Source organism: Sphingobacterium sp. UGAL515B_05, from assembly GCF_033097525.1.
GTDB lineage: Bacteria > Bacteroidota > Bacteroidia > Sphingobacteriales > Sphingobacteriaceae > Sphingobacterium.
Window position 1 is genome coordinate 2,934,600 of sequence record NZ_CP109907.1, and the last position, 14,391, is coordinate 2,948,990.

Annotated in this window: 14 protein-coding genes; 5 read left to right on the forward strand and 9 right to left on the reverse strand. The window is 39.1% G+C overall.

The window, feature by feature from the left end:
• The first annotated feature begins 198 nt into the window (after nt 1-198).
• The 3 genes from OK025_RS11830 (at nt 199) to OK025_RS11840 (ending at nt 3,018) form a co-directional block, all read left to right on the forward strand.
• On the forward strand, nt 199-816 hold the full coding sequence (locus OK025_RS11830) for a porin family protein (RefSeq protein ID WP_317669599.1): 618 nt from the start codon (nt 199-201) through the stop codon (nt 814-816).
• A 116-nt stretch (nt 817-932) separates the two neighbouring features.
• Nucleotides 933-2,069: an AI-2E family transporter gene (locus tag OK025_RS11835; protein WP_317669600.1), complete on the forward strand. Its 1,137-nt coding sequence runs from the start codon at nt 933-935 to the stop codon at nt 2,067-2,069.
• Nucleotides 2,070-2,403: 334 nt separating this feature from the next.
• Complete coding sequence (locus OK025_RS11840; RefSeq protein WP_317669601.1) at nt 2,404-3,018, forward strand: porin family protein; 615 nt, start codon at nt 2,404-2,406, stop codon at nt 3,016-3,018.
• 69 nt (nt 3,019-3,087) lie between these two features.
• On the opposite strand, the gene rpsJ is transcribed toward OK025_RS11840, so the two are convergent.
• From rpsJ to rpsL, 4 genes are all read right to left on the reverse strand, one after another.
• On the reverse strand, nt 3,088-3,393 hold the full coding sequence (gene rpsJ / locus OK025_RS11845; protein ID WP_028070501.1) for a 30S ribosomal protein S10: 306 nt from the start codon (nt 3,391-3,393) through the stop codon (nt 3,088-3,090).
• A 78-nt stretch (nt 3,394-3,471) separates the two neighbouring features.
• Nucleotides 3,472-5,595, reverse strand: a complete 2,124-nt coding sequence (fusA, locus tag OK025_RS11850; protein WP_313418732.1) for an elongation factor G — start codon at nt 5,593-5,595, stop codon at nt 3,472-3,474.
• 134 nt (nt 5,596-5,729) lie between these two features.
• Nucleotides 5,730-6,197 carry a 30S ribosomal protein S7 gene (gene rpsG / locus OK025_RS11855; protein WP_313418733.1) on the reverse strand — a complete coding sequence of 156 codons (468 nt, stop codon included), beginning with the start codon at nt 6,195-6,197 and terminating at the stop codon, nt 5,730-5,732.
• A gap of 19 nt (nt 6,198-6,216) precedes the next feature.
• The gene (rpsL, locus tag OK025_RS11860) at nt 6,217-6,630 is read right to left on the reverse strand and encodes a 30S ribosomal protein S12 (RefSeq protein WP_002993550.1); all 414 of its coding nucleotides are present in this window, start codon (nt 6,628-6,630) and stop codon (nt 6,217-6,219) included.
• Between the two features lie 520 nt (nt 6,631-7,150).
• On the opposite strand from rpsL, the gene OK025_RS11865 reads away from it, so the two are divergent.
• Nucleotides 7,151-7,570: a hypothetical protein gene (locus OK025_RS11865; RefSeq protein ID WP_182984400.1), complete on the forward strand. Its 420-nt coding sequence runs from the start codon at nt 7,151-7,153 to the stop codon at nt 7,568-7,570.
• 113 nt (nt 7,571-7,683) lie between these two features.
• On the opposite strand, the gene rnr is transcribed toward OK025_RS11865, so the two are convergent.
• The 3 genes from rnr to fsa form a co-directional block, all read right to left on the reverse strand.
• Complete coding sequence (gene rnr / locus OK025_RS11870) at nt 7,684-9,816, reverse strand: ribonuclease R (RefSeq protein ID WP_317669602.1); 2,133 nt, start codon at nt 9,814-9,816, stop codon at nt 7,684-7,686.
• A 256-nt stretch (nt 9,817-10,072) separates the two neighbouring features.
• Nucleotides 10,073-10,501 (reverse strand): Fur family transcriptional regulator, encoded by a 429-nt coding sequence (locus OK025_RS11875; RefSeq protein ID WP_317669603.1) that lies wholly within the window; start codon nt 10,499-10,501, stop codon nt 10,073-10,075.
• 267 nt (nt 10,502-10,768) lie between these two features.
• The gene (fsa, locus tag OK025_RS11880) at nt 10,769-11,428 is read right to left on the reverse strand and encodes a fructose-6-phosphate aldolase (protein WP_317669604.1); all 660 of its coding nucleotides are present in this window, start codon (nt 11,426-11,428) and stop codon (nt 10,769-10,771) included.
• A gap of 181 nt (nt 11,429-11,609) precedes the next feature.
• Here fsa and OK025_RS11885 point away from each other — a divergent pair, with 181 nt between their 5' ends.
• Complete coding sequence (locus OK025_RS11885; RefSeq protein WP_317669605.1) at nt 11,610-12,830, forward strand: MFS transporter; 1,221 nt, start codon at nt 11,610-11,612, stop codon at nt 12,828-12,830.
• On the opposite strand, the gene OK025_RS11890 is transcribed toward OK025_RS11885, so the two are convergent.
• Together OK025_RS11890 and OK025_RS11895 are read right to left on the reverse strand one after the other, a co-directional pair.
• Nucleotides 12,816-13,259, reverse strand: coding sequence for a retropepsin-like aspartic protease (locus OK025_RS11890; protein ID WP_317669606.1), 444 nt, complete (start codon nt 13,257-13,259; stop codon nt 12,816-12,818). The two genes, OK025_RS11885 and OK025_RS11890, sit on opposite strands and share 15 nt — an antisense overlap.
• Nucleotides 13,260-13,385: 126 nt before the next feature.
• The gene (locus tag OK025_RS11895) at nt 13,386-14,324 is read right to left on the reverse strand and encodes a malate dehydrogenase (protein WP_317669607.1); all 939 of its coding nucleotides are present in this window, start codon (nt 14,322-14,324) and stop codon (nt 13,386-13,388) included.
• Nucleotides 14,325-14,391: the final 67 nt, after the last annotated feature.

Sequence of the window (14,391 nt, forward strand, 5' to 3'; positions counted from 1 at the left end):
CGTAGGTGGAATCCATTTACTGTATCTTTTATTGGACAATACCCAAAGGTTTAGTGTCAGATTTTTATCGCGTTTTACTTTGGCAATTAATGATTTATGGATTTTGGAATAGATATTGCAAATGGGAATCTAATAAATCTCGTACAGGAAATTATGAGATGAAGTGATAAAAGAAGAAAGTAAATTAAATTAGGAAACATGAAAAAACTATTATTATCTGCAGCAATTTTATTTGGTTCATTGGGTGCTTTTGCACAAGGAGGATTGGGATACGGACTACGTGCGGGTGTAAATATTCCTAAATATTCATTTGAAAATGGAAGTTCCGAATCAAATACGGGCTTTTTTGTAACGGGTTATTTGGATGCGCCTATTTCACCAAATTTCTCCATCCAACCAGGATTATCTTTGCAAAATAAAGGAGCGAAGTGGACTTCAGGTGATGGAAATAACTCGGGAGAGGTCAAACAAAGCGTGATGTCGTTGGATATCCCAGTTAATGCAGTTGCTAAATTCCCTGCAGGAGCGGGCAATTTCTTTATAGGCGCTGGCCCATATGTAGGTTTTGGTTTAAGCGGTAAAAATAAATGGGATATTGCTGGGGTTAAAACAGAAGAGGATGTAGAATTTGGTAGTGGAGATGGTGCTGAGTTAAAACGTACTGATTTTGGCGTGAATTTCCTGGCAGGTTATCAGTTATCTAATGGTTTTCAGATCAATGCAGGTTACGGACTTGGTTTAACAAACTTGTCTCCGGTATCTAACTTTTCAACTAAAAACCGTGTTTGGTCTGTGGGAATCGGTTTTGGACTATAAGAAATATAAGTACTTAAACTTATTATGAGGAAAGAGTCCCTGCATGTGTAGGGACTTTTTTATTTACCTAAAACTAAGTCATTCGAAATTGTTATTTTTATTCAAAAGAATATGCAATGAAAAGATTTCTCTCCCTACCATTCTATGTAAAGTTAGCCTGTATATTGATTAGTATCCTTCTCTTAGGCTATCTGGCGAAGATCGGCGATACGATACTGATTCCAATGATTTTGGGTTTGCTATTCTCGCTGCTTTTGATACCGTTGAGCAATTTTATGGAGCGGAAGTTACGCTTTCCAAGGACATTGGCCGGCATACTCAGTGTGATTATTTTTTTTGGTGTACTGGGCTACGGACTTTTCTTATTAGCCTCTCAGCTCACGCTTCTTAAAGAAGATTTTCCGGCATTTAAGCAACAGATTATGGATGGCGTGGGCAATTTACAGACCTGGGTGAGCCAACAGTTTGGCATCCAACACAAAGATCAGATTGATTTTATCAATAAGACAGCCTCAAAATCCGTTGATTCGGGAACTTTATTTTTAGGTACTGCATTGGTTTCCCTGTCGTCGATGTTTATTCTGTTTGTTTTTACCTTTCTTTACACATTCTTCTTACTGATATATAGGGGACATATTGTCAAGTTTCTTTTATTTGTCAACCGTATAGAGGACCGACCTATTGTTCTGGACGTCATTCAACAGGTTCAGTATGTGGTCAAAAAATACCTTATTGGCCTACTGATCCAAATGAGCTTGGTTTCCCTTTTGGTCTTTATTGTCCTTTCTTTGATTGGGGTAAAATATAGTCTGTTATTGGCATTGATCACTGGTGTATTCAATGTGCTACCTTATGTTGGTATTTTCTCTTCCATGCTCATCATAGCTATTCTGACGTTTGCAACATCTTCTTTTACCCATGTCGTCCTGGTCATCATAGCCCTCATTATCATACATATGATCGACAGTAATTTTATTGTTCCTAAGATTGTGGGTTCTAAGGTGAAAGTTAATTCGCTGTTTGCGATGCTCTCCATTATTATTGGCGAAATGGTATGGGGTATTTCCGGTATGTTTTTGGCGATTCCTATTTTGGCTATCGTTAAGATTGTGATGGACCGGATCAAAGAACTTAAACCTTGGGGATTTCTTTTAGGGGAAGAAGATAGTAAAGATGAGGTATATAAGGATTTATTTGGGACGTTAAATCTTCTTGAAAAGAAGATTATAGAAGAAAATGAGACGAAGGGATAATTTTTTTAGAATTGAAAGTTTAATACGAATGGTATTACCATTTTGAAGTCTACTATTGGAATTTGAACTAATTTCGGTATTATATAATGAGGTTAAATCCTTCGAAATAAGGTTCGGATAGCTTAGTAACACTGGATCGACAAGAGCTATACCTTCATACAAATTTCCAGATTTTGACTTAGCAAAAGGATTGATTCCACATGTCGAAAAATCTGAATATCAGTTTGAAGTGTGTTGTCGATATATGTTGGGTTGTTTAATAAATGGATAACTATTTTCTCTTGTATTTCAGGGAATTTTAACCTATTTTCGTTTTATATATAATTTATTGTTAATGAAAAGAAAGTTACTCTCAATCGCTGCGCTAGTATGTTTTATTACTGGTGCAAAAGCACAGACTTCTTATGGTTTTAAGGCTGGTGCAACTTTTCCTAAAATGACCGCGTCATTAGGAAGTGTATCTGTTTCGACAGAATCATCTACTTCATTTTATTTGACGGGCTACTTAGACGCTCCTTTGGCAAATAATTTTTCTATACAACCTGGTTTATCGCTTCAAGGTAAAGGCGGGAAAGGATTGACACTTATTGACTTTGAAGAATTGGGAAATAATGTGAAATTAGACTTAATGTATCTAGAGTTACCTGTAAATTTTGTATATAGTATTCCCACAGGAAATTCTGGAAATGTTTTCTTAGGAGCTGGACCATATGCTGGATTAGGGCTGTCCGCAAAAGCCAAAGCAGAAAATGTGAAAATTGATGTCGGTTTTGGAGATAATAAATTGAAGCGTTTTGATGCCGGAATTAACTTTTTAGCGGGTTATCGTCTATCAAATGGCTTTTTGATTAATGGTGGATATGGCTTGGGACTAATTGATATGGCTGGGGGTGAAGGAGGTTCTTTAAAGAATCGCGTTTTTTCAATTGGAATCGGTTATCAGTTATAATCTAGGTTAAAATATAAAAAAAGGGCTTTTCTTGCGAAAGGCCCTTTTTTTTTCAGTGACTGAAATCTATCACACTTTGATTTCTACTTCAACACCTGAAGGTAATTCAAGTTTCATCAATGCGTCAACAGTTTTAGCGTTTGATGAATAGATATCCAACAATCTTTTGTAAGCGCACAATTGGAATTGCTCACGTGCTTTTTTGTTAACGTGTGGTGAACGTAATACCGTATAGATTTTTTTCTCAGTAGGCAATGGAATAGGACCACTAACAACCGCACCTGTAGGTTTTACTGTTTTTACGATTTTTTCAGCTGATTTGTCAACCAAATTGTAATCGTAAGATTTCAATTTAATTCTGATTCTTTGGCTCATAGTATATGATATTATTAAAAAATGACCGCTGATTAGAGCTATTAACAACCAGCGGTCGGTTTATTTTTGAGTTCTATATTATTCTACAGAACCTTTGATTTTACCTTTTGATTTTGCAATCACCTCATCAGCAACGTTACGAGGAGCTTCAGCATAGTGATCAAATTCCATTGTAGACGTTGCACGGCCTGAAGTGATTGTACGTAATTGCGTTACGTAACCGAACATCTCAGAAAGTGGAACCAATGCTTTGATTACTTGAGCACCGTTACGTGAATCCAAACCTTGCATTTGACCACGACGACGGTTTAAGTCACCCATAACATCACCCATGTTTTCTTCTGGAGTCAACACTTCTACTTTCATGATTGGCTCCATTAATACTGGAGAACATTTTGGTAATGCTTCACGGTATGCCATTTTAGCTGCCAATTCGAAAGACAATGAATCTGAATCGACTGCGTGGAATGAACCGTCGATCAAACGAACTTTCATTCCTGAAAGTGGATAACCAGCCAATACACCATTATTTAATGATGCCTCAAATCCTTTTTGAACTGAAGGAATGTATTCTTTCGGAATAGCACCACCCACAATTTCGTTTACGAATTGAAGAGCAGATTTTGTTGTATCGTAATCAGCATCGATAGGAGAGATAACAACTTTGATATCCGCGAATTTACCACGACCACCTGATTGTTTTTTGTATACCTCACGGTGCTCAGTAGAACCATTGATAGACTCTTTGTATGCTACTTGTGGCGCACCTTGGTTAACCTCAACTTTGAATTCACGTTTCAAACGGTCGATTAGGATTTCAAGGTGAAGCTCACCCATACCTGAGATAACAGTTTGACCAGTCTCTTCATCAGATTTAACAACGAATGTAGGATCCTCTTCAGCCAATTTACCAAGACCAATACCTAATCTATCCACGTCAGCTTGAGTTTTAGGCTCAATCGCTAAACCAATTACTGGCTCAGGGAAAGTCATGGACTCTAATACGATAGGCGCTTTTTCGTCACAAAGTGTGTCACCAGTTTTGATGTCTTTGAAACCAACAACAGCACCGATATCACCAGCCTCGATGAAAGGGATAGGGTTTTGTTTGTTCGCGTGCATTTGGAAGATACGAGAGATACGCTCTTTGTTTCCTGAACGTGTGTTCAATACATAAGAACCTGCATCTAATTTACCAGAGTAAGCACGGATGAAACATAAACGACCTACGAATGGGTCTGTCGCAATTTTAAAACCTAAAGCTGCGAAAGGCTCGCTAACAGATGGTTTACGCTCGATTTCTTCACCAGTATCAGGGTTAGTACCTTTTACAGCCTCTACATCTAGAGGTGAAGGTAATAATTCCATTACTAGGTCTAACATGGTTTGAACACCTTTGTTTTTGAAAGATGAACCACAAACCATAGGAACGATGGAGTTATCCAATACAGCAGCACGTAATGCATTTAAGATTTCGCGCTCAGTCAATGAATCTGGATCTTCGAAGAATTTCTCCATCAAAGACTCATCGTAACCAGCTACTGCTTCTAATAATTTCTCACGGTATTCAGCAACCTCATCCAACATATCATCAGGAATAGGCACTTCAGTGAAGGTCATCCCTTTATCATGCTCGTTCCAAACGATACCACGGTTGTTGATCAAGTCAACCACACCTTTGAATGTATCTTCAGCACCGATAGGTAATTGTAAAGCTACAGCATCAGAACCTAACATGTCTTTTACTTGTTTTACAACTTTCAAGAAGTCAGCTCCTGAACGGTCCATTTTATTTACGAAACCAATACGAGGTACTTTGTAACCGTCAGCTAAACGCCAGTTTGTTTCAGATTGAGGCTCAACACCATCAACCGCAGAGAATAAGAAAACTAATCCGTCTAGTACACGTAAAGAACGGTTTACCTCAACCGTGAAATCCACGTGTCCAGGAGTATCGATTACGTTTACTTGGTATTTGTTGTTACGGTAGTTCCAAAATACGGTTGTAGCAGCAGAAGTGATTGTGATACCACGCTCAGCTTCTTGCTCCATCCAGTCCATTGTTGAAGCACCTTCGTGAACTTCACCAATTTTGTGGTTTACACCTGAGTAATAAAGGATACGCTCAGTTGTTGTAGTTTTACCAGCATCGATGTGAGCAGCGATACCGATATTTCTAGTGAATTTTAAATCTCTTGCCATAATATTTTTAAGCAACTGGCCATGCATGGCCTTATGTGTTTAAATGTAATGTTAAATAAGTACACCGACCTTGATAAAGGATTGTTCTTTTATCGGAGGTCGGTGTAATCATATTTTTTTGAATGTCTTCAAAATTAGAATCTGAAGTGTGAGAACGCTTTGTTAGCTTCCGCCATTTTGTGCGTATCTTCTTTCTTCTTAACAGCAGCACCTTCACCTTTAGAAGCTGAAATGATTTCTCCTGCTAATTTCTCGAACATTGTTTTTTCACCACGTTTACGAGCGTACGAAATTAACCATTTCATACCTAAAGCGATTTTACGCTCTGGACGAACTTCCATAGGAACTTGGAAGTTAGCACCACCCACACGGCGTGATTTAACTTCAACAGCAGGCATAACGTTGTTTAAAGCTTTTTTCCAAGCTTCAAGACCGCTTTCTTGTGTTTTTTGTTCTACTAATTCTACTGCATCGTAAAAAATAGCATAAGCGATAGATTTTTTACCATCTACCATCATATTGTTTACGAAACGTGTTACCTGAACGTCATTAAACTTTGGATCAGGTAAAATGATTCTCTTTTTCGGTTTTGACTTTCTCATTTTTCTTTCCTCCGTTTAATTATTTCTTTTTACCTTTTGCTGGAGCTGCAGCTGCTTGTCCTGGTTTAGGACGCTTAGTTCCGTATTTAGAACGACGTTGGTTACGACCTGCTACACCTGAAGTATCTAATGCACCACGGATGATGTGGTAACGCACACCTGGTAAATCTTTAACACGACCACCACGGATCAATACGATCGAGTGCTCTTGTAAGTTGTGACCTTCTCCAGGGATGTAAGCGTTGACCTCTTTACCGTTTGTTAAACGTACACGAGCTACTTTACGCATTGCTGAGTTTGGTTTTTTAGGGGTAGTAGTATATACACGTGTACATACACCTCTTCGCTGTGGACATGAGTCCAACGCTGGTGACTTACTCTTATCAACCAGAGCTACTCTACCTTTTCTAACTAATTGTTGAATAGTAGGCATTTACCTGTTTTTGTTTATAAATTTTATACCTAAATTATTTTAAGTTCGCAAAGATACTGATTCCCTTTTGAATATGAAATAGTTAGTGTATAAAATTTAGATTATTTTTTGAATTGGCGCTGCTCTTTTCTTGAATATCCTATGGCTTCTTTATTACCTCTTCATGCTTCTTTATTGCCCTACCATCCTAATGACATGGTCACCCTCTACGTTTAACCCACCTAAACTGTCATATATTGCAAAATTGGAGAGTTAACCCCTAATTGGTGGTTGTACAAAAATATAGACGGTTAAAGGATGGTTCAAGAGTAGAATAACGGGAGGGACGGTTTTTTCTTATTTCTGCTCTAAGCTGTTCTTTCTCTGTTTAATACTGTTTAAAAAACAGCCCTTTTTTAAATTTCTCTTCTACTGGTTTTCAGGTATATTGCACTTCCTGCATGTTTTTGCGTTCTGTTTGGCAAAGCGTTTGATAAAAACGTGTAAATATTTAGTAGAAACAAATTAATGTATTCAAATTATGAAAATCAAAATGAGATTAATGTATGCAGTGGTATTGGCCTTGGTAACCTTCGCTTTTGTTGGATGCTCAAAGGATAAAGATGAACCTATTCAAACAGGTGGAAGCATCGATGCAGCTGTTGGTACTTACAAGGGTAGTTTAGATCTATCGAATACAAGCGGACCGATGTTTGATAAAACCTTGACGGTTACAAAAATTTCTGACAATACTTTGAAAGTTGAGATTGGAGACAAAGCGCTAAAAATACCAGCAAAAGAGTTTAAGGTTATCAATAATATGAACATTGCAATTCAAACGGCTGGTGTTTCTCCAGAAGGATCATTTTTATTTGATGTGGAAAAAAAGACACTTCTTTGCCAAGGAAAGAAAACTACTGAAAATGAGGTCTTTTTCACTTTTGAAGGAACGAAACAATAAGTTTTTCCTTTCTTATTCAAAAAAAAGCGGTATTGACTTTAACCAATACCGCTTTTTTGTCGTATATCCAATTGGATGAGCTTAATACGCTGCCAATTATTGCAGATTTATTTTTAGGACAACAACGTAAAATCAATCTGCCTTTTATCCAGATCCACTTTCTTTACGCGGATTTGAACCTCATCACCCAACTGGAATTTCTTTTTCTTCCTTTGCCCAATGATCGCATAGTTCTTCTCGTCAAGGACGTAAAAGTCATCGGTGATATCCCGAAGTCTGACCATTCCCTCGCATTTGTTCTCTTCAATCTCCACATACATACCCCATTCGGTAACACCCGAAACAATACCGGTATATTCGGTGCCGATCTGATCCTGCAAGTATTCGGCCTGTTTGTACTTAATCGATGCACGTTCTGCTTCAGCGGCTTTTTTCTCCATTTGGGAAGAATGTTCGGCCATTTTTTCGTAATGCTCCGCATTGATTTTGGTACCGCCCTCCAGATAGAATTGTAAAAGACGGTGTACCATCACATCGGGATAACGACGGATAGGCGAGGTGAAATGGGTATAATAATCGAATGCAAGTCCATAGTGACTTGTCTTCTTTGTCGTATAGATCGCTTTGGCCATCGAACGTACCGCAAGTGAAGTCAGCATATTTTGTTCTTTGCTACCTTCTATCTTTGTCATCAGCGCATTTAAAGATTTAGCTGTTTCCTTATCCGTTTTGATGGTCAATTTATGGCCAAACCGCGCTGCAAATTGAGAGAAAGTTGTCAGCGTCTCCGGATTAGGAACATCGTGGAACCGGTATACAAAAGTAAGCTTGTTTTTTCCACGGCCTTGTTTACCAATAAACTCGGCAACCTTCCGGTTGGCCAATAACATAAAATCTTCAATCAGCTTGTGCGCATCTTTACGGACTTTGGTGTATACCCCTGTAGGTTTTCCATTTTCATCCAAGGTGAATTTTACCTCTTCACTTTCAAAGGCTATTGCACCATTCTTAAATTTACGCTCCCGCAGAATATATGCCAGTTCATTTAATTTTAGGATCTCTTCACTGAAATCACCCGATTTCGTTTCAATCACCTCCTGCGCTTCCTCATAACTGAAACGTCGGTCCGAATGGATAATCGTACGGCCGAACCATTGATGGTGCACATTGGCTTTTTCGTCCAATTCAAAAACAGCCGAAAAGCAAAGTTTATCTTCATGTGGACGTAAGGAACAAACGCCATTAGAAAGACGCTCCGGAAGCATCGGGATAACACGGTCCACCAAATAGACCGATGTACCACGGTTGAATGCTTCTTTATCCAATTCTGTGTCGGGTATCACAAAATGCGAAACATCGGCGATGTGAACACCAATCTCATAGTTGCCATTCTCTAATTTTTGGAAGGAGATGGCGTCATCAAAATCTTTTGCATCTGCCGGGTCAATGGTAAAGGTCGTAACGTTTCTAAAATCACGCCGCTTTGCAATTTCCTCCTTGCTTATTTTTTCCGAAATCTGATTGGCTTCAGCTTCAACTTTTTTCGGGAACTCCAATGGGAAACCATAATCGGCCAAAATAGCGTTCATCTCGGTGTTATTTTCCCCTTTGGTACCCAAAACATGTTTTACTGTTCCGACAGGATTTTTGCTCCCGCTTGGCCAGTCGATAATCGAAACGACCACTTTTTCTTTATCCTTGGCCCCATTCAGATTGTCCAAGGGAATAAAAATGTCGTGTAGCATCTTGCGGTCGTCCGCAATAAAAAAAGCAAAATTGTTGGAGATGCTGATCGTTCCTGTGAAATCAGTCTTGGCCCTTTGCAGAATTTCAACGACTTCACCCTCTTTCTTACGGCCACCTTTTCTTTTTTCGAAGGTATGGACCTTCACAATATCGCCATGGAGTGCCTGTCTAAGTTTCCGCGGAGCGATATAAATATCGTTTTCAAATTCATCATCAGGAATCACATAGGCGGAGCCATCGGCAGTCATATCTACCTTTCCTGTGACATAAACTTTAAGTTGCTTCAGATTAAATTTGCCGCGCTCGACCTCAATAAAAAGCCCATTTCTTACATTATCATGTAAAATATCGGCTATAGCGACTTTTGAGTCGTTATCGGTAAGATTCAGTTTTGACGAAACTTGTTTATAGTTGAGCGGCTTATTGCCCGATTTTTCGAAGATATCGATGATCAGTTGTGTTAAGACCTCTTTATATGGATTTTCTTTTCTTGTTTTCATTCACTTATTATTTATTATTATTCATTTACATCGGTCTTTGACAGCCCAATGGATCCTTTGACTGGCTACGATAATGGATTTTGAAAAACCAGTTTTTATCACAGATTACGAGCGCTGTACATCAAGATCGATGCCAATACAATATACGAAAAAAACTGCATTTGACAGGACAATAAGGAGCTAAACGGAGCATCTTCCGATAGCCAAGGAATAGACAGTTCAGCCGAAAAATAGTTTTGGATTCGTACAGCCTGATTTACTTTTTGCAATGATTGCACACACCGAGTGCATTGACGGCTATCGCTTCGAGACTAAAGCCTTGTGGGATCGATACTTTTGGTAAGGTCATATCTTCCAGACAGTACACAGAATTGCATACCCGGCAAATAAAATGTACGTGTTGGTCATGATGATCATGTTCTGAACAGTTTGTCGAACACATAGCGTAAGTAGCTGTACCATGTAGATCAAAGATTTTATGGATAATCCCTTTCTCTTCAAAGCTGGCTAACACCCGGTATAATGTGACACGGTCAATATCCTTGCCCAGTAATTTCTCCAGTTCCGGCTGCGAAATTGCAGACTCTTTCCTCGAAATAATATCAAGTACCTTCAACCGGGGTTGGGTAACTTTTAAACTATTTCGTTTGAGAATTTCTGGATATACAGTGTTGGAATCTTCCATGGATTTCTTCGTTAAGCCTTAGATCAAATACAAACTAAGAGAAATTTACTTTTATTTGCAAGTTAAAAAACTATGTGATGAATTTATTCATCCTATTTTTTCCCTTTCAATAGACCATTAACGAACGGGAACGGACCATTTCCTTTCTCAAAGATGCTTTTGACAGTACAAAAATACGGAATCTATTAAAAATAAGAAAACCGATAAGTTTAAGATTACTGTCATCTTACTTATCGGTTTTCGTTACTATATGGAAATATAGGAATCTTATTTGCCTGCAGCTTTCGCGTGATCAGCTAAGAATGTCGCTAGACCGCTGTCTGTCAATGGGTGTTTCAATAAGGCTAGGATCGCTGATAAAGGACCTGTCATAACATCAGCACCGATTTTAGCACAGCCTAAAATGTGTGCACTGTGACGTACAGAAGCTGCTAAAATTTGTGTAGGATAGTTGTAGTTATCATAGATTAAACGAATATCTTCGATCAACGCTAATCCATCTGTAGAGATATCATCCAAACGACCGATAAAAGGAGATACATAAGTTGCCCCAGCTTTTGCAGCCAATAGTGCTTGACCAGCTGTAAATACCAATGTACAATTTGTTTTAATACCTTTTTTACTGAAATATTTAATTGCTTTTACGCCATCTTTGATCATAGGGACTTTGACAACAATCTTGCTGTCAAGAGCTGCTAACGCTTCGCCTTCTTTGATCATTTCCTCATAGGTTGTCGAAATGACCTCAGCACTTACGTCGCCATCAACGATGGCACAGATCGCTTTATAATGGTTGATTACGTTTTCATCACCGCTAATACCTTCTTTGGCCATTAAACTTGGATTGGTTGTTACACCGTCTAATACGCCTAAATCTTGGGCTTCTCTGATTTGCTCTAGGTTCGCTGTGTCAATAAAAAATTTCATTGTGTATGTTATTGAATGATAATTATTTGATTATTCTAATGTCCAAAATAGTGATGCAAAGTTATTGATTATATTCCAGTATTGAAGCATCGATTTTCACCTATTGCATCATTATTTTTGCAAAAAAGAATCTCTTCTCCTTATTTTTTGTTATACTTTTAATATAGTATTATCTTTAAATATGCAGGTTTTCCGTTCTCTTCATTATAGAAATTTCCGTTTACATGTTATAGGACAAGCAATTTCCCTTATGGGGACCTGGATGCAGCGTATAGCCATCAGTTGGTTAGTCTATGAATTGACCGGATCTGTGTTTTGGCTCGGTTTTGTGCAGTTCATCTCCTTATTGCCTTCTTTGGTTCTGTCTCCATTTATCGGCAGTTTCGTCGATAAGCATAAAAAGTATAAATTGGTTCTGATGACCCAAATTGGTCTGATGATACAGGCTGGGATTTTGACCCTGGTCGTTTATCTGAAATGGGAGAGTGTCTTATGGCTTTCCGCCTTGGGGCTTATACAAGGGGTCATTAATTCTTTCGATGTTTTGGGGCGTCAGTCACTGATGATGTATTTGGTTGGGGACCGTAAAGATCTGCCGAATGCCATAGCGCTGAATTCAACAATTTTCAATGGTGCCCGAATGTTGGGGCCTGCAATAGGAGGTATTTTACTGAGTACATATGGTGAACTCGTTTGTTTTGCCCTGAACTTTATCAGTTTTGTTCCGGTCATTATTACATTATTGATGATGCAGGTCGATGAAACACATGTTCAACTGAGCAAGGGAAGCAATTGGGAAGGTTTGGTCGAAGGCTTTCGTTACCTCAAACGTTCGCCGCACATCTCCTCGCTGATTATTATCATGACATTCTCCAGCTTGATTGTTATTCCGTATACCTCGTTGCTGCCTGCCATCGCAAAAGAAATGTTTCATGGTGATGAACGTACGTTCTCCTGGTTTGAAAGTGCAGCCGGCCTGGGTGCCATGATTGGTGCTTTTAATATGGCCCGTTTAAAATCGGGTACCAATTTGCGCTATCAGGTGATGGGGGCTGCTGCCCTTATGGGAGTTGCATTATTGTTTTTGGCACATTCGAGTATGCTGCAGATGGCACTCGTCTATGTGATGTTGGTATCCTTTGCCATGATGATGCAAAACTCAAGTATCAATACGTATATTCAGACGCATGCCATACCGATCTATCGTGCCCGGGCGATCTCGTATTACGTCATGGCTTTTCAGGGGATATTTCCCATCGGTACACTGATGATAGGTTCGTTAGCCAGTTACTGTGGGCTTCGAACGACATTATACGTCATGGGTGGATTGGGGATATTGATCGCAATCGTGTACTATGGCTATCTCCGGCTCCATATCCACAAACGCCTATTTAAGTTTTAATTTCCGGGTTCTTAATTTTAAGGTGCACTTTGCATAATCAATGACAGCACCATAGTCTGCAAAAATATCTCCGCCCAGTACGCCGATCACTGGTTCTAGATCCATCTGCTGATAGGCATAGTTGATCGAGCTTAAATCCAGTACTGCAGTATTTAAGTTTTTTATCTGCCATTCACCTATGGTCAGACTTGGAATTTTTATGTTGAAACTCTCCATTGAATTGGTGCCAAGTCCTGTTGATAATGTTTCTGAAGGCTCAAGCTGCAATTGGTCCTCCAAAAGATGCCCCAATTGTGTTTTATCAAATACAGTTTTAGAAGCCCCTGTATCGATCACCATCTTGAACGAACGGTTATATATTTCTACATCGATTAAAATGTGTGTGCCCTGGCCTTGTAAATCCAATAATTGAAATGGTACTGTTGTCATATAGCCAAACATACCCAAAAATTCCCTTAAAAAAGAAATTTTAAAACCCGCAGTGTGTGTTGAACGCTCATAAAAAAAGCTGCTATTCTATAAATAACAGCTTTTCATCTTTTTATAGTTTATGCGCTACAGCGCTTTTATTTCTTTCAGTACATTATTCATTGTCCGTACTGCTTCTGCACTTTTATTGAATTTTTCTTTATCCTCTTCATCGAGTAGAATAGGCACGATCCGATCCCATCCTTTTTTATTGATGATAACCGGTACCCCAAGATTGATATCTTCTTGGCCAAATTCACCTTCCAGATACACAGAGGCCGTAAATAATCGGCCTTGATCGCGCACGATACTTTCGACAACTGCGGCAGTTGCAGCGCCCGGAGCATACCAGGCGGAAGTTCCGATCAAGCTGGTCAATGTGGCCCCACCAACCATTGTTTTGTGTACAATTTCGTCTTGCTCTTCCGGGGTAAGGAAATCAGTGACCGGAATACTGTTCCACGTGGAGTGCTTGATGAGTGGAATCATCGTTGTATCTCCATGGCCACCAATGACAATGGCATTGAGGTCGGCCGCAGAAGCATTCAGTTTTTCACTCAGTTGATATTTGAACCGGGCTGAATCCAATGTACCTCCCATTCCAACAATTCTATTCTTAGGTAATCCACTCGATTTAAGTGCCAGATAAGTCATGGTATCCATCGGATTAGAAACAATGACAATGATAATATCCGGAGAGTGTTTGACTAAGTTCTCTACAACTGACTTGACAATATTGGCATTTGTCCCAATCAATTCCTCGCGTGTCATTCCGGGTTTACGCGGAATTCCCGATGTAATGACGGCAACAGTAGAACCTGAAGTTGAAAGATAGTCATTGGTTACCCCTTTGATTTTTGATTCAAAACCCAATAAGGCAGCGGTTTGCGCCATATCTTGCGCTTTGCCTTCCGCAAAGCCTTCTTTAATATCCAATAATACAATCTCCTCGGCGACATTTCGACGGATTAAATTGTCCGCTGTAGTTGCTCCTACAGCTCCAGCACCAACAATAGTTACTTTCATATGTAAATAATTTGTTTATTCATGAGCTAATTTTCCGCTTAAGTATATACATCTGCCTTTTAATTAT

Bases quoted from the DNA above. Each gene is read 5' to 3' on its own strand.
- OK025_RS11830 (WP_317669599.1), top strand. From the start codon at position 199: ATGAAAAAACTATTATTATCTGCAGCAATTTTATTTGGTTCATTGGGT.
- OK025_RS11835 (WP_317669600.1), top strand. From the start codon at position 933: ATGAAAAGATTTCTCTCCCTACCATTCTATGTAAAGTTAGCCTGTATA.
- OK025_RS11840 (WP_317669601.1), top strand. From the start codon at position 2,404: ATGAAAAGAAAGTTACTCTCAATCGCTGCGCTAGTATGTTTTATTACT.
- rpsJ (WP_028070501.1), bottom strand. From the start codon at position 3,393: ATGAGCCAAAGAATCAGAATTAAATTGAAATCTTACGATTACAATTTG.
- fusA (WP_313418732.1), bottom strand. From the start codon at position 5,595: ATGGCAAGAGATTTAAAATTCACTAGAAATATCGGTATCGCTGCTCAC.
- rpsG (WP_313418733.1), bottom strand. From the start codon at position 6,197: ATGAGAAAGTCAAAACCGAAAAAGAGAATCATTTTACCTGATCCAAAG.
- rpsL (WP_002993550.1), bottom strand. From the start codon at position 6,630: ATGCCTACTATTCAACAATTAGTTAGAAAAGGTAGAGTAGCTCTGGTT.
- OK025_RS11865 (WP_182984400.1), top strand. From the start codon at position 7,151: ATGAAAATCAAAATGAGATTAATGTATGCAGTGGTATTGGCCTTGGTA.
- rnr (WP_317669602.1), bottom strand. From the start codon at position 9,816: ATGAAAACAAGAAAAGAAAATCCATATAAAGAGGTCTTAACACAACTG.
- OK025_RS11875 (WP_317669603.1), bottom strand. From the start codon at position 10,501: ATGGAAGATTCCAACACTGTATATCCAGAAATTCTCAAACGAAATAGT.
- fsa (WP_317669604.1), bottom strand. From the start codon at position 11,428: ATGAAATTTTTTATTGACACAGCGAACCTAGAGCAAATCAGAGAAGCC.
- OK025_RS11885 (WP_317669605.1), top strand. From the start codon at position 11,610: ATGCAGGTTTTCCGTTCTCTTCATTATAGAAATTTCCGTTTACATGTT.
- OK025_RS11890 (WP_317669606.1), bottom strand. From the start codon at position 13,259: ATGACAACAGTACCATTTCAATTATTGGATTTACAAGGCCAGGGCACA.
- OK025_RS11895 (WP_317669607.1), bottom strand. From the start codon at position 14,324: ATGAAAGTAACTATTGTTGGTGCTGGAGCTGTAGGAGCAACTACAGCG.